The organism is Winslowiella toletana (assembly GCF_017875465.1).
GTDB lineage: Bacteria > Pseudomonadota > Gammaproteobacteria > Enterobacterales > Enterobacteriaceae > Erwinia > Erwinia toletana.
The window spans coordinates 353,944-373,997 of record NZ_JAGGMQ010000001.1 but is presented as its reverse complement, the minus strand read 5'-3'; the positions used below and the strand labels follow the sequence as shown (position 1 = coordinate 373,997).

Annotated in this window: 27 protein-coding genes; 8 read left to right on the top strand and 19 right to left on the bottom strand. The window is 52.4% G+C overall.

Annotated features, from left to right (window positions below; all coding sequences use genetic code 11):
* Positions 1 to 79: 79 nt before the first annotated feature.
* From rcsA to fliF, 14 genes are all read right to left on the bottom strand, one after another.
* Complete coding sequence (gene rcsA / locus J2125_RS01815; protein WP_017800077.1) at positions 80 to 715, bottom strand: transcriptional regulator RcsA; 636 nt, start codon at positions 713 to 715, stop codon at positions 80 to 82.
* Positions 716 to 1,367: 652 nt separating this feature from the next.
* Positions 1,368 to 2,153 carry a flagellar biosynthetic protein FliR gene (fliR, locus tag J2125_RS01810; RefSeq protein ID WP_017800076.1) on the bottom strand — a complete coding sequence of 262 codons (786 nt, stop codon included), beginning with the start codon at positions 2,151 to 2,153 and terminating at the stop codon, positions 1,368 to 1,370.
* Entirely contained in the window at positions 2,153 to 2,422 is a 270-nt protein-coding gene (fliQ, locus tag J2125_RS01805) for a flagellar biosynthesis protein FliQ (protein ID WP_017800075.1), read from the bottom strand. Before fliQ ends, fliR begins: the two co-directional genes overlap by 1 nt.
* A gap of 18 nt (positions 2,423 to 2,440) precedes the next feature.
* Positions 2,441 to 3,178 carry a flagellar type III secretion system pore protein FliP gene (gene fliP / locus J2125_RS01800; protein ID WP_026111562.1) on the bottom strand — a complete coding sequence of 246 codons (738 nt, stop codon included), beginning with the start codon at positions 3,176 to 3,178 and terminating at the stop codon, positions 2,441 to 2,443.
* Positions 3,178 to 3,573: a flagellar biosynthetic protein FliO gene (fliO, locus tag J2125_RS01795; protein ID WP_017800073.1), complete on the bottom strand. Its 396-nt coding sequence runs from the start codon at positions 3,571 to 3,573 to the stop codon at positions 3,178 to 3,180. Before fliO ends, fliP begins: the two co-directional genes overlap by 1 nt.
* Complete coding sequence (gene fliN, locus J2125_RS01790) at positions 3,574 to 3,981, bottom strand: flagellar motor switch protein FliN (RefSeq protein WP_017800072.1); 408 nt, start codon at positions 3,979 to 3,981, stop codon at positions 3,574 to 3,576.
* The gene (gene fliM, locus J2125_RS01785) at positions 3,974 to 4,981 is read right to left on the bottom strand and encodes a flagellar motor switch protein FliM (RefSeq protein WP_017800071.1); all 1,008 of its coding nucleotides are present in this window, start codon (positions 4,979 to 4,981) and stop codon (positions 3,974 to 3,976) included. The genes fliN and fliM overlap by 8 nt, the downstream gene beginning before the upstream one ends.
* A gap of 4 nt (positions 4,982 to 4,985) precedes the next feature.
* Positions 4,986 to 5,474, bottom strand: coding sequence for a flagellar basal body-associated protein FliL (fliL, locus tag J2125_RS01780; protein ID WP_017800070.1), 489 nt, complete (start codon positions 5,472 to 5,474; stop codon positions 4,986 to 4,988).
* Positions 5,475 to 5,605: 131 nt separating this feature from the next.
* On the bottom strand, positions 5,606 to 6,904 hold the full coding sequence (locus J2125_RS01775) for a flagellar hook-length control protein FliK (RefSeq protein WP_017800069.1): 1,299 nt from the start codon (positions 6,902 to 6,904) through the stop codon (positions 5,606 to 5,608).
* Positions 6,901 to 7,347 carry a flagellar export protein FliJ gene (fliJ, locus tag J2125_RS01770; protein WP_026111561.1) on the bottom strand — a complete coding sequence of 149 codons (447 nt, stop codon included), beginning with the start codon at positions 7,345 to 7,347 and terminating at the stop codon, positions 6,901 to 6,903. Before fliJ ends, J2125_RS01775 begins: the two co-directional genes overlap by 4 nt.
* A 33-nt stretch (positions 7,348 to 7,380) precedes the next feature.
* Positions 7,381 to 8,742, bottom strand: a complete 1,362-nt coding sequence (gene fliI / locus J2125_RS01765; protein WP_017800067.1) for a flagellar protein export ATPase FliI — start codon at positions 8,740 to 8,742, stop codon at positions 7,381 to 7,383.
* Positions 8,742 to 9,443 carry a flagellar assembly protein FliH gene (gene fliH / locus J2125_RS01760; RefSeq protein WP_017800066.1) on the bottom strand — a complete coding sequence of 234 codons (702 nt, stop codon included), beginning with the start codon at positions 9,441 to 9,443 and terminating at the stop codon, positions 8,742 to 8,744. Before fliH ends, fliI begins: the two co-directional genes overlap by 1 nt.
* Entirely contained in the window at positions 9,436 to 10,428 is a 993-nt protein-coding gene (gene fliG / locus J2125_RS01755; protein ID WP_017800065.1) for a flagellar motor switch protein FliG, read from the bottom strand. Before fliG ends, fliH begins: the two co-directional genes overlap by 8 nt.
* Positions 10,425 to 12,155, bottom strand: a complete 1,731-nt coding sequence (gene fliF / locus J2125_RS01750; RefSeq protein WP_017800064.1) for a flagellar basal-body MS-ring/collar protein FliF — start codon at positions 12,153 to 12,155, stop codon at positions 10,425 to 10,427. The genes fliG and fliF overlap by 4 nt, the downstream gene beginning before the upstream one ends.
* A 244-nt stretch (positions 12,156 to 12,399) precedes the next feature.
* Here fliF and fliE point away from each other — a divergent pair, with 244 nt between their 5' ends.
* The 5 genes from fliE (at position 12,400) to cspE (ending at position 15,348) form a co-directional block, all read left to right on the top strand.
* Positions 12,400 to 12,711 carry a flagellar hook-basal body complex protein FliE gene (gene fliE, locus J2125_RS01745; protein WP_017800063.1) on the top strand — a complete coding sequence of 104 codons (312 nt, stop codon included), beginning with the start codon at positions 12,400 to 12,402 and terminating at the stop codon, positions 12,709 to 12,711.
* A gap of 206 nt (positions 12,712 to 12,917) precedes the next feature.
* Entirely contained in the window at positions 12,918 to 13,085 is a 168-nt protein-coding gene (locus J2125_RS01740; RefSeq protein ID WP_017800062.1) for a hypothetical protein, read from the top strand.
* Positions 13,086 to 13,292: 207 nt separating this feature from the next.
* Complete coding sequence (locus J2125_RS01735) at positions 13,293 to 14,264, top strand: chemotaxis protein (protein ID WP_017800061.1); 972 nt, start codon at positions 13,293 to 13,295, stop codon at positions 14,262 to 14,264.
* Between the two features lie 290 nt (positions 14,265 to 14,554).
* On the top strand, positions 14,555 to 14,821 hold the full coding sequence (locus J2125_RS01730; protein ID WP_017800060.1) for a hypothetical protein: 267 nt from the start codon (positions 14,555 to 14,557) through the stop codon (positions 14,819 to 14,821).
* 314 nt (positions 14,822 to 15,135) lie between these two features.
* Positions 15,136 to 15,348 carry a transcription antiterminator/RNA stability regulator CspE gene (gene cspE / locus J2125_RS01725; protein WP_017800059.1) on the top strand — a complete coding sequence of 71 codons (213 nt, stop codon included), beginning with the start codon at positions 15,136 to 15,138 and terminating at the stop codon, positions 15,346 to 15,348.
* A gap of 203 nt (positions 15,349 to 15,551) precedes the next feature.
* On the opposite strand, the gene J2125_RS24895 is transcribed toward cspE, so the two are convergent.
* Both J2125_RS24895 and J2125_RS01715 read right to left on the bottom strand, forming a co-directional pair.
* A complete protein-coding gene (locus tag J2125_RS24895; protein WP_071590496.1) occupies positions 15,552 to 15,731 on the bottom strand; it encodes a YnfU family zinc-binding protein in 180 nt (59 codons plus the stop codon).
* A gap of 116 nt (positions 15,732 to 15,847) precedes the next feature.
* Positions 15,848 to 16,090 carry a DinI-like family protein gene (locus J2125_RS01715; protein WP_017800057.1) on the bottom strand — a complete coding sequence of 81 codons (243 nt, stop codon included), beginning with the start codon at positions 16,088 to 16,090 and terminating at the stop codon, positions 15,848 to 15,850.
* A gap of 222 nt (positions 16,091 to 16,312) precedes the next feature.
* Between J2125_RS01715 and J2125_RS01710 the strand changes: the two genes are divergently transcribed.
* Both J2125_RS01710 and iraP read left to right on the top strand, forming a co-directional pair.
* A complete protein-coding gene (locus J2125_RS01710; RefSeq protein ID WP_026111560.1) occupies positions 16,313 to 16,606 on the top strand; it encodes a hypothetical protein in 294 nt (97 codons plus the stop codon).
* Between the two features lie 40 nt (positions 16,607 to 16,646).
* Complete coding sequence (gene iraP / locus J2125_RS01705; RefSeq protein ID WP_017800055.1) at positions 16,647 to 16,931, top strand: anti-adapter protein IraP; 285 nt, start codon at positions 16,647 to 16,649, stop codon at positions 16,929 to 16,931.
* A gap of 46 nt (positions 16,932 to 16,977) precedes the next feature.
* Here the strand turns inward: iraP and J2125_RS01700 are convergent, their stop codons facing one another.
* Both J2125_RS01700 and J2125_RS01695 read right to left on the bottom strand, forming a co-directional pair.
* Entirely contained in the window at positions 16,978 to 17,226 is a 249-nt protein-coding gene (locus tag J2125_RS01700) for a hypothetical protein (RefSeq protein WP_017800054.1), read from the bottom strand.
* 329 nt (positions 17,227 to 17,555) lie between these two features.
* Complete coding sequence (locus J2125_RS01695; RefSeq protein ID WP_017800053.1) at positions 17,556 to 17,879, bottom strand: DUF6388 family protein; 324 nt, start codon at positions 17,877 to 17,879, stop codon at positions 17,556 to 17,558.
* A 160-nt stretch (positions 17,880 to 18,039) separates the two neighbouring features.
* Between J2125_RS01695 and yedD the strand changes: the two genes are divergently transcribed.
* Positions 18,040 to 18,501 carry a lipoprotein YedD gene (gene yedD, locus J2125_RS01690; RefSeq protein WP_017800052.1) on the top strand — a complete coding sequence of 154 codons (462 nt, stop codon included), beginning with the start codon at positions 18,040 to 18,042 and terminating at the stop codon, positions 18,499 to 18,501.
* A 45-nt stretch (positions 18,502 to 18,546) separates the two neighbouring features.
* Here yedD and amyA read toward each other — a convergent pair whose 3' ends face one another.
* Entirely contained in the window at positions 18,547 to 20,031 is a 1,485-nt protein-coding gene (amyA, locus tag J2125_RS01685) for an alpha-amylase (protein WP_017800051.1), read from the bottom strand.
* Positions 20,032 to 20,054 lie beyond the last annotated feature (23 nt).

Below are 20,054 nucleotides of genomic sequence, written 5' to 3'. Positions count from 1 at the left end.
CAAGTGGGATCTGCGTCGCAAAACCAGCGAAAAAAAGTTAACAAAAAGGCCGGCAGGCGCCGACCTTTTCATTGCGTGATTATCTCACGTTAACATAAATGCCCGAGGTGACATTATCAGTCAAACGAACCACATGATAAATAACTTGTTTGTTGTGTGTTTTTATTTTGCGTTTGATATTGCCTTTATGCGATGAAACTGTCTTGGCTTTAATTTGCATCTTGTCAGAGATCTGAATAGTGTCATGACCTGACATCCACATTTTCAGCATATTTGATTCAGTCTGGCTTAATGTCAGTGGATGCACATCGAGACCAGATGAAATACGCGTTGTGGTGCTGAATTTTTTTTGTAAATAGGTGCTCAGCAGATTATCTAAAGTTGATGGCTTTATCGATTTTGATGTAATAATCAGGTTCTTGCGAACGTAGAGATATTCCTCAAAATGGATATTAGAAATGGCCATAAAGATGAAAAATAACGTATCCGGATGCTGCATAATAATACTACGGATCCGCTGGCTGGCATCTGCTTCGTGAATAAAACATTCTTCATTAATAAATACAATGCCAGGTTTAACCTGTTGGCATTTATTATGAAGCTGGTCGATATCACTGGCAGAGGAGATATTTTTTTTCTTAACTCCTTTTAACGCCATGTAGTCCATTAAACCAAGTCGTGTATAGCTGCATGAATCCATAATAATCGTTGGCATGTTAGCGACCCTCACCAAATTGTTATCCGTTAAATCAACGATGAATTACGCGTATCGCGGTACGAGAAAGATTGTTATCACTAGTTTTTATTGTTGCTCAGCTGTCAGGATTCCGTAGCGATGTTAAGCCTGGACCCTCTTTTTATCCTTGCTGATTGCTGCATAGTTGGGTTTGGGAGACGTAGTGCTCTGTCTAAACGCAGGGAAATGGTGCCGATCAAAACGACCCGCTGGCAGCCCGCCATTCCATAATATCCACTGCAATTTTTTGAAAGCGCTGCCACTATCGCGCAGAACTAGTCTGTTGCTGATAGGACAATTCTTAAATTCATTTACTCTCCGAATGTTTTGCACCCCGAGGAGTGTTGACAATGCCGCAAAAAACAATTTTAGGCAAGGAAAAAAAACTAAATAAAAATTCCTTTTAAAACACCAATTTACGCTGTATGACCGCAGTAAACCTGAGCCCGCTCAGTTTGGGTTTTCATTTTTAAAATACGCGAAGCGCCATTTAATAAGAATAATTTTCATCGGTGAAATGCATTTATCAGAATTTCCTTAGTTGAATTCTGATAAAAATGGTTCGAAAAATGCACATATAGATTTTGGATGCTTAAGTATCGGGGTGGCGTTGTGTTTGTCGGGCTAATGTTTACTTTCCAGGCATCTCTGAGAGGATGTCGGATAGCAAATCAAACACTTCGCTGAACAAATGTTCGCAGAAGGGGGCCAGCAGCGGCATCATGACCCCGAGGGTCAGAATTCCGATCGATAAGGTAATGGGGAAGCCAATCGCAAAAACCGACAGCTGTGGTGAAACACGGTTTAACAAACCCAGTGCCATATTTAAGGTGAGCAGCAAAGTGATAAGTGGTAACGCTAACATCATGCCATTAAGGAAAATTAATCCACCGGCTTTCGTCAGGGCCAGGAAAGCATTCGCGTTAAGCGGATCGCCACCAATTGGCAGGGTATGAAAACTGTCCGCCAGTAACGAGATCAACCATAAGTGGCCGTTGAAGGTGAGAAACAGCAACATCGCCAGCATATCGAGAAAACGCGCCAGCACTGGCATATTCAGGCGGCTACCCGGGTCGAAGAAGGTAGCAAATGAAATCCCCATCTGTAAACCAATCACTTCCCCGGCGGTTCGCACCGCTGCAAAAGCAAACTGCATGGTTAAACCCAGCGCAATGCCAATCAGCATCTGCTGGATTAACAGCCAGAAGCCACCGACTGAAAACAGCGTAACGTCAGTTGGCGGCAGTGACGGCACCAGCACCCAGGTGATCATTGCCGCCAGGCCGAGTTTCACTTTGCGGCTGACTGAACGCTCACTGAGGATTGGCGCGGTGGCAATCAGCGCCAGTACACGTACCATTGGCCAGAAGAACTGGCCGATCCAGCTAAGCAGTTGACTGCTGTCGAAGGTCAGCATTAGCCGATAATGTAAGGCAGGTTGCTAAACAGGGTGCGCATATAGTCGAGCACCAGGCTGAGCATCCACGGACCGGCGATCACCGCGGTAGACGCCACGGCGAGGATTTTTGGAATAAAAGAGAGGGTCTGTTCGTTAACCTGGGTCGCCGCCTGCAACAGGCTAATCAGCAATCCGCTAATTAACGCCGCCAGCAGCAGCGGGGCAGCCAGCGCCAGCGCGACTTTCATCGCTTCCTGGCCGAGGACCATTACCGATTCAGGTGTCATATTGTGTTTTCCAGGTTACTAAGAGTAGAAACTCTGCGCCAGTGAGCTGACCAGCAGTTGCCAGCCATCGACCAGCACAAACAGCATCAGTTTAAAGGGCAGGGCGATGCTTGCCGGTGGCACCATCATCATTCCCAGCGCCATCAGTACGCTGGCGACCACTAAATCGATAATCAAAAACGGAATAAATACGGTAAAGCCAATCTGAAACGCGGTTTTCAGCTCGCTGGTGACGTACGCGGGCAGCAAGATCCGCATTGGCACCGCTTCCGGACCGGCAAGCGGCGGCGTATTCGCCAGACGGGCAAACAGCGCCAGGTCAGCTTCGCGCGTCTGACGCAGCATAAACTCACGTAGTGGCTGCGCGCCTTTATCAATCGCCACTTCCATGCTGATCTTATCCTCGCTAAACGGCAGATAAGCATCCTGATAAATCTTGTCGAACACCGGCGCCATAATAAAAAAGGTCAGAAACAGCGCCAGACCAAGCATCACCTGGTTAGGCGGCGCTGACGGGGTGCCGAGGGCGTTACGCAACAGGCCAAACACGATAATGATGCGGGTAAAGCTGGTCATCATCAGCAGTATGGCCGGTAAAAAAGTCAGCGAGGTGATAAACACCAGCGTCTGCACCGGCAGTGACCAGCTCTGGCCACCGTTGGCCAGGGGTTTACTGACCAGACCCGGTAATTGGGCATGAACCTCAGGCACCAGCACCAGCAATAACAGTGGCAACAGGGTTAACAGGCGACGAATCATTGCGGTTTTCCCGGGCGTTTGGTCAACGTCTGCAACATCTGGCGGAAATCGGCTTTTGCCGCTGGCAGCGGATTTTCATCCGCAGCCTTTGGCGGCAGCGTATGCAGATGCGTAATAGTTTGTGCAGTAACACCCAGCACCAGACGCGCATCGTCAACATCGACAATCACCACGCGTTCACGCTGGCCGACACTGACACTGGCGCTGATATTCAGCGACTGCGACCCGACCTTTTTTGGCGCAAAACCAAAACGGCGCGCCAGCCAGGCGCAGAACAGAATCAGTAACACGATAAATGCCAGTACTGAACTGACCTGGGTCAGCATTGAACCCGCAGAGGCTGCGGGTGGGGCTGAAGGCGTTTGTTGGATCTGCTGGGTGCTGCTTTTCATTTAACGGCTCAGTCGACGCATACGTTCAGACGGGGTAATGATATCGGTAATACGCACACCGTATTTATCCGCCACAACCACCACTTCACCCTGGGCAATCAGGTAACCGTTGATCAGGATATCCAGCGGTTCACCGGCCAGACCATCCAGCGCCACCACCGAACCCTGTGACAGGCGCAGCAGCTCTTTGATGGTCATCTTGGTGCGGCCCAGCTCAACGGTGAGCTTGACCGGAATATCCATAATCAGGTCGATATCCTGCATTGAACCGACCACGTCGTTGCTTTCCAGCGACTTAAACACCGTTTCCGGTGATGGCGCGCTGGATGACGACGCCTGCTCGTTCATCGCTTCAGCCCACAGATCGTCCGCGGACCCGTTATCGTCGGACGGTTTATTGTCAGTCATGGGGCTGTTCCTCGTTCAGCGAATTCAAAATCGGGTTAATCAAATGTTCTACACGCAGCGCATATTGGCCATTCAGCGTGCCATATTGACTGGTTAATACAGGCACGCCATCGACGTGCGCGATAATACGGTCGGGCTTTTCAATCGGCAGTACATCACCGGGTTGCAGCTTCAGAATGCGCGAAATCTGCAGTGAGACGTCGGCAAAATTCGCTACCAGCTCCAGCTCTGAGTGCTGCACCTGCTTCACCAGCGTCTGACGCCAGCTCTGATCTTCCTGCCGCGAGTTCTCCAGCGGCGGGTTAACCAGCAGTTCGCGCAGCGGTTCAATCATGCTGAACGGAATACAGATATTGAATTCGCCGATCAGGTTGCCAATTTCCACCTGGAAGGGGGTGGTAACCACGATATCGTTCGGTGACGTGGTGATATTGGTGAACTTAACCTGCATTTCCGAACGCACATACTCTACGTCGAGCGGGTAAATCGCTTTCCATGCGTCACTGTAGCTCTCCAGCGCCAGTTTCAGCATGCGGCGAATAACGCGCTGCTCGGTATGGGTAAATTCGCGACCTTCAACTTTTGTCGGGAAACGACCATCGCCACCAAACAGGTTATCCACCGCGATAAACACCAGACCCGGAGAGAACACAAACAGCGCCGTACCGCGTAAAGGCTTCAGATGTATCAGGTTAAGGTTAGTCGGTACCGGCAGGTTGCGGGCAAATTCATGGTAAGGCTGAATCTTAATGCCGCCAACGCTGATGTCCGGGCTACGACGTAACAGGTTGAATAACCCCATACGAAATGCACGCGCAAAGCGCTCATTAATAATTTCCAGTGCCTGTAAACGCTCGCGCACCACGCGACGCTGGGTGTTTGGATCGTAAGGACGAATATCGCTTTCGCCCTTACCTTTAATATTTACGTCTTCCGCGCTGTCGCTGTCGCCGTTAAGTAGCGCATCGATTTCAGCCTGGGAAAGAATACTATCGCCCATTGACTCACCTCAAAATGAAGGCAGTAAACAGTACGTCGTTTACCACCTGCGGAGGTTGACCCTTCACCAGCGGAGGCGCCAGCACCTGTTTGATCTGCGTCATCAGATCCTGTTTACCCTGTTCATTCGCCAGCGCCGCAGCGTTCTGACGAGACAGCAGTAACAGCAAACGACTGCGGACCTCAGGCAGATAGTCGTTCATGCGACGACGAGTCTCATCATCGGGCACACGCAGGGTAAAGCCTACGTACAGCACACGATCGGGATCGTTGTCAGCATTGACCAGGTTAACCGTAAAAGTATCAAGTGCTAAAAATATAGGCGCTGCCGGCGGTTCCTGCTTTTCAGCAGCAGCATCAGCTGTGTCAGCAGGTTTGTGCATCATGCGCCAGACTGCGTAGCCGCCCGCGCTACAAGCGGCCAGTGTTACGACCAGTAACAGCGGGATCATAATTGAACGTTTGCGGCTTTTGGCTTTCGCGTTATCAGACATGTTGCAATAACTTCCTGTGAATTATTTGAGCGACGCCAGCCGGCGAGCCAGGTCAGATTATCCCGCGTCTCTCGCCGTTCAATGGGGGGAAAAGACACGCGTTTTGCTATTACCTTCTGCGTTTGTTGCTATCAGGCGAAAATATCGACAGCATTATTGCCTGCCGCGCGCGCCTGTAAGGCGGCGGGAACGGCGATTGGCGTTATTTCGCTATCGCTGTCCATGGCCTGGGCAAAACTGCCGTTACCGCTGTCGCGCCGCGATTCCTGCTGGCCACTGAACGTCTGGCTCTGTGGGAAGGCATCGCTGCTGACATTGGTCTGTCCGAGGTTGATGCCGCTCTCCGCCAGCGCAGTGCGCAGTTGCGGCAGGGCGGCTTCAAGCGCGGCGCGCACCTGACTGTGTCCGGAAACCATACTCAGCTGCGCCTGGTCGTTATCCAGTTTCAGACTGATTTGAATACTGCCCAGATCCTGCGGATGCAGGCGTAACTCGGCGTTCTGCTGACCATTACGGCTAAACATCAGCACCTGCTGGCTTAATGCCTGCTGCCACTCCGGGCTGCCGAGCTGTGAATTCAGCTGCGGCGTGACCGGCGTCAGACTGGTGGCTGAGGCGGTCGGCGTGGTGACGACGCTGGCGCTGGAGACCACGGCGCTCAGGTTAACGCTGCTGGCCTGCTGCGTACTCTGATCCAGCGGCTCTTCTTTAGTGAAGTTGCTTAATGCCTGCTGGAAAGGGCTGCTGGCCGATAAATCGGTTGCCGCCTGATTGCTGCTGCTTGCACTGAACATGCTGTGCAACGCAGTGGTGGCGTTTTTACCGTCACTGGCGCTGCTGCTGGTGGTCAGCGTGGCCGTCGCGCTATTGCTGGCATCCTCGCCAGCGGCTGTTTTCGCGCTCAGGCTGCTCAGCGCCGCCGCCAGCATCGCGTTTTTATCGGTGCTGCCGCCAGTGCCCGTTACCGTTCCGCTACCGGCCAGCGCACTCTGTGCGGCGGCAGGGGCGGTAGCCAGTTGCTGCATCTGCGCCTGTGGCAGCATGGCAAACAGCGCCTGTAACGTCTGCACATCACTGTCGCTTAGATCAGTTGCGGCTAACTTATCTTTATCATCGGCGGATTTGCTGTCGCCTTTAACATTTTCAGTCTGCAACAAGGCATTTAAGGTTTCCGGTTTATCCAGCGCCGCCATCAGGGCGCTTAGCTCGGCTACCGGCTGCTGCTGGCCTTTGGTTTCGCCTTTGCCCAGCTGCGCGCTGTCGGTCGCGGCGCTGCCTGACTGCTGCGCCAGGGTCAGAAGACGGTTGCCCAGCAGGGTTAAAAACGCTTTTGGCGTATCACCCGCGGCCAGCAGACTTTCGCCGCTGGCTGAGGTATCCACGCTGGTGTCCGAGGTGACTGAAGTGGGAAGTGTTGGCAGCGTAATCATTCGCCTTTCCTCAATGATGCCCGTTGGGCAAATTCATCCATCCGTTTCTGATCGAGACGGTTTTCTTGTAGCAATTCGTTAGCCTCGGCGCGGGCCTGCAGTGTTTCGTAGGCATGAAGCCGCTGCTGTTTATTGCGCCACAGCTGTAAAGCCTGTTCCAGTTTGACGTTCCACTGCGCCAGTTGATTACGGTGCTGCTCAATGGCCTTTTCCAGCGTCAGAATAAACTGGTGATAGTTATGCCAGCGGGTGCTGGCGATACCGCCCGACATATCGTTATTGAGCTTATTGCGATATTCATCCTGATAGTTGAGCAGCATCGAGAGCTGTTCGTCGGCCTGCTTGTGCGCGCGGCGTACATCGCCCAGCTGCACAGCGGCTTTCTCGACGTCTTTTTGCGCCAGGTCGCGCAACGTCTCTATCGGTGTATTCTGTTTCGCCATGCTGGTCTCAACGGATGTTATCGGCGGTTATCATTAACCGAAAATGGCCTGCAGATGCAGGCTGGCGTCATCATATTGACTGCGCTCAAAAATGCCCTGTTGCAGGAAGGCTTCCAGTTCCGGATAGAGCTGAATCGCTCTGTCCAGCGTCGGATCGCTACCGGCGGCATAGGCGCCGACACTGACCAGATCGCGGTTGCGCTGGTAGCTCGACAACAACTGTTTAAATTGCCTGACGCGGGCGTAATGTATTTCGTCGATTAACGAGGTCATTGCACGGCTAATCGAGGCTTCGATATCAATCGCCGGATAGTGACCGGCTTCCGCCAGGCGACGTGATAACACAATATGGCCATCAAGAATGGCGCGCGCCGAGTCGGCAATCGGGTCCTGCTGGTCATCGCCTTCGGTCAGAACGGTGTAGAACGCGGTGATCGAGCCGCCGCCGTCGATACCGTTACCGGCGCGCTCAACCAGCGCTGGCAGTTTGGCGAACACCGAGGGTGGATAGCCTTTGGTGGCCGGTGGCTCACCGATCGCCAGCGCAATTTCACGCTGCGCCATCGCATAGCGCGTCAGGGAGTCCATAATCAGCAGCACATGCTGACCGCGATCGCGGAAATCTTCGGCGATACGCGTGGCATAGGCGGCGCCCTGCATACGCAGCAGGGGAGAGACATCGGCAGGCGCGGCAATCACCACCGCCCGGGAACGCCCCTCAACCCCCAGAATATTTTCAATAAAGTCTTTTACTTCACGGCCACGTTCACCGATGAGCCCGACCACAATCACATCCGCTTTGGTGTAGCGCGCCATCATGCCGAGCAACACGCTTTTGCCGACGCCGGAACCGGCGAACAGACCCATACGCTGACCGCGACCGACAGTAAGCAGGGCGTTGATCGCGCGTACGCCGGTATCCAGTACATCGGTAATTGGCGTACGTTGTAACGGGTTAAAAGGCGGGGTGATCAGCGGGGCGCGGTAGCCGGTATCCGGCGCCGGTAAACCATCCAGCGGACGGCCCGCGCCATCCAGCACGCGACCCAGCAGCTCAGGTCCCAGCAGCAGCTGTTTGCCGCTGTGCTGGTTATCACCGGCCACGCGTGCAAATACGCGCGCGCCGGGCAGAATGCCTTCGACTTCTTCCAGCGGCATCAGAAACAGTCGCTGACCATTAAAACCCACCACTTCGCTTTCGACTTCGGAAACCTCGTTGCCGTCATGACGTTCAATAACGCAGGTGGCGCCCAGCGGCAGTTGCAGGCCGGTGGCTTCCAGCACCAGTCCGGTGGCGCGCACCAGACGGCCATAACGGCGTACTGTCGGCACCTGGGCCATGCGCTGCTCGAAGGCGTCGAGAGTGCCAAGCCAGCGTGAAAGACGCGTCGTCATTACAATTCTCCCGGTGCGGCCAGGCGGCACAATTCATGCCAGCGCGTGGCGATGCTGGCGTCAAGGTCGCCATCTTCCGCACTGACTTTGCAGCCGCCAGGGTGCAGCGAACTGTCGGCCAGTAAGCGCCAGCCATGCAGATCCAGCGTCGCGCCCAGCGTCTGCTCGACGCGCTGTAAGTCGTCCGGATGCACCCGTAGCTGCGGCTTGCCGCTAAACATCGGCTCCTGCTGAATCATCTGCTGGATCTGACGCAGCAGGGCAGTGCCGTCGACGGCGGTGGCCTGACCAATCACCGTACGTGCGGCTTCCAGCGCCATCTGCATCAGACGCGCGGCGATCACGCTGTCGAGCGCTTCCAGCGTATGCTGGAATTCGGCCACCAGCTGTTGCATCCGCGCCTGCAACGGCGCCTGCTGCTGCTGGGCTTCCGCCAGACCCTGCTGAAAGCCAGCTTCATAACCGGCCTGCTGGCCTTCGCTTAAGCCTTTTTTATGCCCTTCGGCATAACCCAGGTTCTGCGCATCATGGCGGATCTGCGCCTGCAACATCTCCAGCTGGCTCTGCTGTTCATCGGCTTCGTCGGCGTCGTCGCTCACTATCTGCGGCAGCACAAACTCTTCAACTAATGGCTTCTCCGGCTGCGCCAGATCATCAGGCTGCCAGGCTTGCCATGGTCGGGAAGAAAAGGCATCAGACATAAGTTTCCTCGCCGCCGCCAATCACCATTTCGCCGCTTTCCGCCAGACGACGAACAATCAGCAGAATCGCTTTCTGTTCGTTTTCCACTGCGGACATACGTACCGGGCCACGGTTGGCCAGGTCGTCGCGCAGGATATCGGCGGCACGGGCAGACATGTTCTTGAGGAACTTCTCGCGCAGCGGCTGTTCGGAACCTTTCAGTGCGACCAGCAACTGCTCGGACTCCACTTCCTGCAACAGGCGCTGGATACTGCGGTCGTCCACTTCCACCAGATTTTCGAACAGGAACATCTCGTCGATAATTTTCTGCGCCAGCTCGCCGTCGAATTCGCGTACTGCTTCGATAACCGCTTCTTCCTGCTGCGTTTTCATCAGGTTGATAATCTCGGCTGCGGTTCTTACGCCGCCCATCTTCGCACGTTTGAGGTTCTGACCATCGAGCAGGCCGTTCAGCACTTCGGTCAGCTCCGCCAGCGCCGCTGGCTGTACACCGCCGAAGGTGGCGATACGCAGCATCACATCGTGACGCAGACGATCGTCGAACTGCGCCAGAATATCCGCCGCCTGACCACGTTTCAGATGCACCAGGATGGTGGCGATAATCTGCGGGTGTTCGTCGCGAATCAGGTCTGCCGCTGCCTGCGGTTCCATAAAGTTCAGCGTTTCCATACCGGTGGTGGTTTCGCGGGTTTCGAGAATATCCTCCAGCAGGGTGGCGGCACGCTCTTCTCCCAGCGCTTTAGTCAGCACCGAACGCAGATAATCATTGGAGTTGAGGCTCAGCGCCGCAAACTGTTCAGCATCAGCTTCGAACTCACGCAGCACGTCAGTCAGCTGTTTGTGCGACACCTGCTTCATATTGGCCATCGCCGCACTCAGATGCTGCACTTCGCGGGTGCCGAGGTGTTTAAACACCTCAGCTGCTCGTTCTTCGCCAATTGTCATCATCAGGATGGCGCTTTTTTCAGTACCGGTAAGACTCATAGTTCGTTACTCATCCATTGGCGAATAACCAGGGCCACCACACGCGGATCGTTTTCAGACATCTCACGAATACGTTGGCTCAGGACCTCAGCGCTCATACGATGCTGAGACTTACGTTCCTGGTCCTGCTCGTCTTTACTGAGCGAGACCTTATAATCTTCTTCAACTGGCTGCTGGGCTTTGGCCGCTGCCGCTTCTTCCGCCGCTTTCTCCAGCTTCTGCTTACGCACCAGATGCGGACGCACCAGTTTGCGGTAGAGGATAAAGGCGACCAGTGCAATCAGCAGCCAGCGTCCGGCGACCATCAGCTGGTCAAAGAACGACTGCTGTTGCCAGAATGGCAGCTCAGCGGCGCTGATATCACTCTGCGTAAACGGTGAGTTAACGACGTTGACGCTATCACCGCGGTCAGTAGAGAAGCCCATCGCTTCACGCGTCAGGTCTTCGATCTGCTTAATCTGCTGCTCATTAAGCGCGATCTCTTTGCCTTTATCATCGGCGCGATAGTTAACTACTACCGCGACCGACAGGCGTTTCACGTTGCCGACATTCATTTTGGTATGCAGGATGGTGCGGTCGACTTCGTAGTTAGTGGTGTCATCCTTACGGGTGTTCGACGGCACTGCACGTGCACTGTTGGCGCTGGTGGTCGCCGCAGCATTCGCGTTGTTCGGGTTATTCGCGTTGTTGCCATTAGCATTCGCGGTGCCATTTGCGGCAGGCGCGGTGTTCTGCGTTGAAATCGGTGCGGTATTCGCCGGCGCCGGTTGATTCGATAACGCGCCTGGTACGCCGCCTGCACTCTGTCCACCCAGCTGTTCGCTGACGCTGCTCTGACGAGAACGAATCGCCGCATTACTTGGGTCAGTATTCGGTTTGTACTGTTCGTCGGTCTGCTCACGGCTGTCGAAATCAATCTGCGCGGTAACCTGAGCGTGAACGTTAGTCTGGCCGACAATCGGACCCAGAATTGCTTCAATACGCTGCTGGTAACGGTTTTCCACGTCGGTTGTGTATTTCAGCTGAGCATCGTTCAGGTCACGTCCAGCGGCTTCAGCGCGGGTCAGCAGACGACCAGCCTGATCGACTACCGTCACGTTGCCTGGCGGTAAGCCAGCGACGCTGCTGGAAACCATATGCACCACCGCGCTGATTTGACCTTCATCGAGCGCACGGCCCGGCTGCAGATTCAGCGTTACGGAAGCAGAAGGTGATTTTTGCTCACGGACAAATAAGGTGGGTTTTGGCATCGCCAGATGGACGCGTGCGCTTTTGACCGGACCAAAGGTTTCGATGGTGCGGGCCAGTTCACCTTCAAGGGCGCGCTGATAGTTAACCTGCTCGCTGAACTGGCTGATACCAAACTTCTCTTTATCCAGCAGCTCAAAGCCTACCGCGCCGCCTTTTGGCAAACCCTGTTGCGCCAGACGCAGACGCAGTTCGTGAACCTTCTCCGCTGGCACCATTAATGCGCCGCCGTTTTCTTCAAAACGGTAGGGGACATTCATCTGGGTTAACTGCGTAACGATTGCGCCACCGTCTTCGTCGGTGAGGTTGTTATAAAGGACACGATAATCTGGTGCTTTCGCCCACAGGACCATGGCAATGACCACCGCGATAACAAACGCGGAGGCAATAATTAAAGGAATGCGAGGGTTTGCGCGCAGGCGAACCAAAAGGTCACTAATGCCTTTCTTTTCTGCTGAATCCTGTGTAGTAGCATTCATGACCGGTTCCTGCCTGACAGTTGACCTGAAGGTTTCACGTTGTGTGGTAGCAAAACTGACTCCCTGATGCGGCTTGCAATAAATAAAGTTCCACCTCAATGGATTGCCATTATTTTCTGAATCGTAAAATTCGATGGGTGAATAAGCTGTGTTTTTTGCTGCTATTTAGAGGCTTTGTCTTATTGACACTGTGATAAGTTTGCAGACATCAAAAAATCACCATCATCTATACCGGGGTAAAAAGATGGCAATTCAGGGCATTGAGAGTGTTGTTCAGCAGTTGCAGACAACGATGTTGCAGGCCAGCAATCAAAGCAGTGACAGCACCACGCATGCCGATTTCGCCGGTGAGCTGAAAGCGGCATTAGGTAAAATCAGTGAAACGCAGAATGCGGCGCGCACGCAGGCTCAGGACTTCGAACTGGGTAAACCCGGTGTGGCGCTGAATGATGTGATGGTCGATCTGCAAAAATCATCAATTTCCATGCAGATGGGCATCCAGGTGCGCAATAAGCTTGTGTCGGCGTATCAGGACATTATGAATATGCAGGTCTAGTGGACATCAGCTAACCCTGTGGGGGCGAGATATCTGTGCCCCCGGCTCTGCTCTTTTTTCTGCTGTGTGTCCTCCATCCTTTCACCTGACATATCTTTGGTAACCTTGACAAAAAAAGTGATTCACCGGTGGTTTTGCTGGTGATAAAATCAACGTTAACAATACGAGGATGGGGCACAACCCTGTAACATCAAGGAGAAGAGACTATGGAGCAAAGAATTACACAGCTTGAAATGGATATTGCGATAATCAAAGCTAACTACTGCACCAGAGCCGATCTGCATGAAGAGATAAACAAGCAGACCAAATGGATCGCCTCGATTATTATTGGTACCGCCGGTCTGACCGTGGCGCTTGCTAAACTGCTGTTCTGAGCCCGTCAAACTTCCTCGTACTGTTTTGCAAAATTAATCCTTATTCTCCGCTTTCAGGCCTCTATTTTTTCTCACCACTGCCGATAACCTTTAACAGTGATTACAACAGCACGCATGCTCGTGAGAAGGCGCAGGCTTTACTGCTTTAGCTCATCATCGATATCACATGTAAGTTTACATTAATAAATAATTGCTTAGAGGTTAACGATGGATAACTTTCAGAAAGAGATCGATGAAAGGGCGAATCTGACATTATCAAATAAATTCGAACTTTTATTATTCCGTCTGGGAAAAGCGAATCAGGAAGAGAAATCGGAGCTGTTTGGTCTTAACGTCTTTAAGCTGCGTGAAATTGTCCCCATGCCGCCAATTACCCGCGCCGCGGGGATGAAATCGCCACTGCTGGGCATGGCCAACATTCGTGGTCAGCTGATCCCGGTGATTGATATGCCGGCAGTGGTAGGTTGTGAACCGACGACCGGTCTGAACCTGCTGTTAGTGACCGAGTACGCACGCAGCACTCAGGCCTTCGCCGTGGAGTCCGTGGATAATATTGTCCGTCTGAACTGGAGCCAGGTGCATCCGGCCGACGCCAGCGTCAGCAGCCGTAATGTCACCAGCATTGCGTTGCTTGATGATGAAGAGCAGGGCAACGGCAATAATATGGCGCTGGTGCTGGATGTTGAGCAGATTCTGCATGACATCATTCCTTCCGTGCGCGATGTGCCGGCGGAGCAGATTCAGGAAAAATTCTTTAAGTTTACGCCTGGCGCCGTCGCAATTGTGGCGGAAGATTCCAAAGTGGCGCGCAACATGCTGGAACAGGGGCTGAAGATTATGGGTATTCCGGCGGAGTTGCATAACACCGGACTGGAAGCCTGGAATAAAATCAAACTGCTGGCAAAAGAGGCGCAGTCGGAAGGGCGGCCAATTAGCGATAAGATCTCGCTGGTGCTGACCGATCTGGAAATGCCGGAGATGGATGGTTTTACCCTGACGCGCAATATTAAAACCGATACGGTATTAAGACAGCTGCCGGTGGTGATCCACTCGTCGCTGTCAGGCAGCGCTAACGAAGACCATGTGCGTAAAGTGGGTGCCAATGGTTATGTGGCGAAGTTTGAGATTAATGAGCTGTCTGCGGTGCTGCATCGGGTAATGGATGAAGCCTCTCGTTAATCCTGATGATCTTCAAATGGTATAACTGCTGTTAAGAAAGAAGCTGCTACTCTGCATTGTACCTTTCGCAGAGCTAACGCCACAGCGATGTGAGCGCCGGAGATAAGCGCCGGAGAAAGGTCACCCCCCTGTTCTGTTAAGGCTGCCTGCACTGTCAGGCGGCTTTTTTTGGCGCTAAACGATGCGGCAAATGCATCTTCCGATTATTCCTAAGGTTAACTGGCAATTTTGCACTACATTTAACTGTGTAGTGTGATTTCTTTACGCTAATTAACCAGAAAGGGAACAGCATGAGTGATAATGAAACCCCGAAAACGCAGACCGATTATTTACGTGATGTGACTTCGCAGTTGAAAGAGATGCGTCACTATGCACAGTCCAATACCGAAACGCTGTCAGCACACTGGCTGGCGTTTGATGCCGGCGAATACAAAAATCAGGAATTCGCTGCGGCGATAAACGATCTGCTTACTCAGCAGGGCGCCGTGCTCGAAACTCTGGAAAAAACCGTGCAGGATCTCGAAATCGAAGCGAATCGCATCGAAAATGAAGCCTGATAACTGCCGGGGCCCGCATATTGCGGGTCTTTTTTTTGCCGGTTAACCGTCAGGAATTGTTGCAGCCAGGTTACGGCTGTTAAAAATAAATCGATGATAGTGCTTGCTTAAAAAAGTGTTCCATGTGTAAATAGCGCATCGGTTTGTGGTACAGACCTATTTATGCCAAGCGGTTTTATTAAAGCAGTTCTCAGTTCGAGCGTTATCTCAGATATCTCTTTTCCTGAATCTTCTTATTACCTTGCTCATAAGTATTATCTGCAAAGCAATCCTGTCCGCCTGTTTACGGGCTTTGAAATTCAGAGGAAAGTATTATGTCTAACAAAATGACTGGTTTAGTAAAATGGTTTAACGCTGAGAAAGGTTTCGGCTTTATCTCTCCTACCGATGGCAGCAAAGATGTATTCGTACATTTCTCTGCAATCCAGGGTGATAACTTCAAGACCCTCGACGAAGGTCAGAGCGTAGAGTTCTCTGTTGAGAACGGCGCTAAAGGTCCTTCAGCGACCAACGTTGTTGCACGCTAAGCAATAACGTCACAAGCTTAATGACGATAGCGATGATGGCCCCGGCCGGAGCAGTGTCTACAGCCTGTAATAAAAAGCCCGCCTTGTGCGGGTTTTTTTGCGTCTGAATTTCAGTAACAGTGTCACTGACAGGCTGTTACAAAGAGGAAAAATGCAGACAAAAAAATAATATTGCGGCTGACAATATTATTTTCGTGGTTTTATTAAGGCGTTTTTTCGCTATTGCGCGCTGCAGCCGTGAAATAGTGGCCGCAATGTGGACAAATCAGCGTCTGATTTTTGCTGACTTTCGCCGCGAGTTGCTTATGAGAATGCGCGCAGGCGGGGCATTTTATCTGCCGGGTGCCGGAGCGAAAGAAAAGTAAACTGTCGAGATTTATCATGGTGGTTATCTCACTCGTCACAGGTAGCTCAGTTTACGCCCGCGGCCGGGCAATAGCTCGTTTTATCTCCGCCGGACAGCATGCTAACGCCCGCATTAATCTCAGGCGTAATCCGCTTACATATCCGCAACCAGCCACATATCTGCTTCTTCAAACATCTCTTCAATAATACGCGCCATAATCGCCTTATCACTTTTGCTGGCGTCAGTGTCGATGGCATTACGCTGCATCGGCTTTACTTTCACCAGCGCCTGCGGAAATGCGCGGTGAATACGCTTTTCCAGCTCTTCCCGAATCATTTCATTGGCGTTATTCAGCCCTGCCACATTGCGCTTATCGTAAATCAACTCGACGAACATTACTGTAAACCTCTCTGGTTAGGGATCCCTGGGTGATCATTTTGCTCGCCAATAATACTGGATAATAATACAGTATCAATGGCTATCCGCATTCAACTGGTGATTTTCACGGCGATTGTCGCAATAATTATCATTCCTGCGTGCAACAGTCTTTCTGAAACCGGTGAGACAGTGGTAGCCTTTAGCGTTCGCGTGGGGGGACATAACAGATTTGGAGTGAGTATGGCTAAGCATCCAACGGGTAAACACCTGAGGGCAGAAGTGCTGCATGAGGGTAAGCAACTGCTTATTTATGTGGTTAAAGGCGCGCGGATTGAAGATATGCCGCCCGATGATAACGATGATTATCCCGGTGAAATGTTTATGGCGTTACCCAATCTGAGTAAAGAGTTTGATAGCGAACTTGATGAAATGCTCGGCGAGGCGCAATCCGGTGATGTGTTAGTACTGGTTTGTCCTGGTGATCAGACCTTCAGTTATGGCTATTCACGGATTAAGGCGATGAGCGCCACCTGATCCAGGTCGGGGTTTATGGTTAATACACAGGGGAATACCTATGAAGCAACTGGTTATCGATATTTTAATGAAGCTGGCGAAGATGGACGTGGATAACAAAGAGCTGACGGCTCAGGTTGAAGCGCAGTCTCTGCTGATTGCGGCGCTGCTGCTGACTGCAGGTAAAGAGGGTTCGAATAATATCTCACAGAATATTCAGAATGCTGTGCAGATGGCGACGGAATCTCCGGCGTCATTTTTACAGTCCGATGTCGATCTGCTGCTGACCCATGTCAATCGCCTGCTGGCGGTGACGCGTCATGTTGATGAGAAATCTGAAGCATAAACCTGTCAGCGCGTGTTGAGCTCGCCGCAGCGAGCTCAATAGCGATTTATTTACGGCCAATCACTTTTCCCAGCACAAATCCGATGCCCGCAGCAATGGCCAGCGCGCCGAGCGGTGAACTTTTGGTTTGCTGTTTTACCGAATCAACCAGATCATCCACAGCATAGCTGCCACGCGCCAGCTGCTTGCGCACCGCGCCTTTCACTTCGTGTTCTGGTGAACGCGTCGCTTTGCCAAACTGCTCCTGACCTGCACCGATAGCTTCATCAACTTTGTCTTTAGCCTGGTCAAACATAGTTTCTCCTTAATAATCTGTTGAGTCGTCATTACGTGACACCATTAAGGGTAGACCATCAGCGGCAAAGACCGCGGTATCAGTTGTTTATAAATGTTGCTTCAGGGGGGAGGGGCGAAAAATTAACCTCTGGAGGTGGAAATCCAGTGACACTTCCAGAGGCCGTGCAAGCGCACGATTCGTTATAAGGTTACAGCACGACCTGAGTCGCGCATTTAATCTATACAAAATTTGCGATATTGTACAACTTTAATTAAGCAAAGCTTGTTGAAACGATAAAGTATTTTTATTTAACGCTTAACAGTCAGTTCCTCTGGGTGAGGGCGTGGTTATAACTCGTTTTTAATGCAGAACGCTTCCCAGGTCATACCGAGTGCTTTGGCATGCGACCGCAGATATTTTTCAATCGCCTGCGCCGCGACTTCTTTGTCAGGTTCAGCCAGCTGGATAGAGAACAGCATCGCATCCTGTTTTTTTGCCCGCAGAAAGGCGGCATAGATACGATCGGCCTGAATCTCTTTCAGTTTTTCCAGCGACACCCCCATCGACTGCGCGTCCTGGGGCGTGATTTTTTCCATCGCGGCGTTAAAATCGGGATGCGCCTGCAAGAACATGGCGCGGGCGAGGGTGTAATACTCTTCAGGGGTTTTCATACTGATTATCCTTTTGACTCAATCGGCATAGTTTACACTTGATAAACCGCAGATGCTCCCCCGGCGGCCCGGCCGGTTGGAAATTTGGCGAATGTTTCTTGCAGAAATTACCGGAAAGATTATACCGTACCGGCGTACGCATCGAAGACAGGGAATTAAAATGAAGAAGTGGATTGCACTTTGTGCGTTAGCACTAAGCGGTTGTACGCAAATTACCAGTTATGATCAGGCGGTTAAGACGCCCGCTCCGGCCGATTTGCAGGGGATCTGGCAAACGGTCACCCCTCAGTCTGGGTTAATCAGCGATGAGGCGGTGGCCAGTCTGATTATTACTCCTGAGGGAGATACGCTGGATTGTCGCCAGTGGCAGCGGGTGATTGCCAAACCGGGCAAACTGACGGTACGCAGTGGTGAATATGTCAACGTTAACCGGGCGTTGCGTGTGATGCCGCTGGAGAGAAAAGGCACGACGCTGCGGTATGACAAACTGGAAATGCAGAAAATGAATCACCCGACGGCTGAGTGCCAGCAGGCGCTGGATGCATTGCAGAGTCAGCCTGATGCGACAGTATTGCAAAATATTGAACCGGCGCTGATGAAAGTGAAGAAAACCACACCTTAACGACAGCGTTATTGCGCCCGGAGAGCATTCTCCGGGCCAGCGGTGTTAATCCTGCTGCATGACCCAGACGCTGACACTGCCTGCGTTGCAGTAAAACTGCCCGTTCCCCTGCTGATCGCAGGTAATGATCTGCTCGCGATGGCCAAGCCAGTCATACCACTGTGAGCCAGCGCGATGCTCGCCCAGCGCGACACTTTTCGCGCCTTCCTCGCTGTTAGATATCACCACCACACAGCCGGGCTGCTGTTCGGTGCCGCTGCGACTGAAGGCGATGCAGTTCGGATGGTCAAAGTAATCGGTCTGCACGCCATGAGCAAACAGCTGACGTGCGCGGATCAACGCTTCAAGTTCCGCAATCACTGGCATCTCAATGGTGTGATCTTCGCCATCGCTGCCCTTATCACTGTAGCTGGCGCCAAACAGGTCCGGATAAAACACCGTCGGTACACCCTGTTCGCGCAACAGAATCAGGGCATAGGCGAGGGGTTTAAACCAGGGCTCGACCGGCGCTTCCAGCGACTGCAATGGTTGGGTGTCGTGGTTGGCGACAATTGTCACCGCGTGAAAGGCATCGGCGGCGACCAGCGTGTCGTTAAAGATCTGGCTGAGATCGTATTCGGCCCCTTGCTTCGATGCGATATGGAAGTTCATCTGCAGTGGCGCATCAAACAGCATGGTTTTGCCTTCCACCTGATGAATATACTGCTGCAGTTTATCCACTTCATGAGACCAGTATTCCGCCACAATAAACATCGGCTGTTCGGCCACTTCCTGAATGTGGTCGATCCACTGTTTGTAAAACCAGGCGGGAATATGTTTAACCGCATCGAGGCGAAAACCGGTGCAGTGGACTTCATTCATCACCCAGCGCGCCCAGTATTTCAGCTCTTCGGTTACCGCGCGGTTGCGGAAATCGATATTGGCGCCCATCAGGTAGTCGAAGTTGCCCAGTTCGTCATCAACCTGATCGTTCCAGCCGTCGCCGGTGTAGTCATTCACAATCTTAAACACGCCGTTTTCATCGGGGTTTTCGATATGATCGACGCCGCTGAAGCATTTATAATCCCAGATAAATTTTGAGTACTGGCCGTTACGTACCGGAAAGGTAAAGCGCGTCCAGGCTTCCGCCGTCACCACTTCGGCATCGATCTCTTCGCGATTATCCGGATTGACCCGGTTAACCTGCACCGCCTCTTTTTCATCGGCGCCCATTTTATGATTCAGCACCACATCCAGCAGTACGCCAAGGTTGTGGGATTTCAGTGCTTCAACCGCCGCCAGCAGCTGTTGTTTGTCACCATATTTGGTGGCGCGGCTGCCTTTGGCGTCAAATTCGCCGAGATCGAACAGATCATAGCTGTCGTAGCCTACCGAATAGCCGCCAGCATCACCTTTTGAGGCGGGCGGCAGCCAGACGGTGGTAAAGCCGATTTCCGCCAGCCATGCTGCGCGTTCGGCCGCTTCGGGCCACAGTTTGCCGCCGTCCGGGTAATACCAGTGAAAGAACTGCAACAGCGTGGGATTGCGCATCATTTTGTTCCATTTTCCACCGC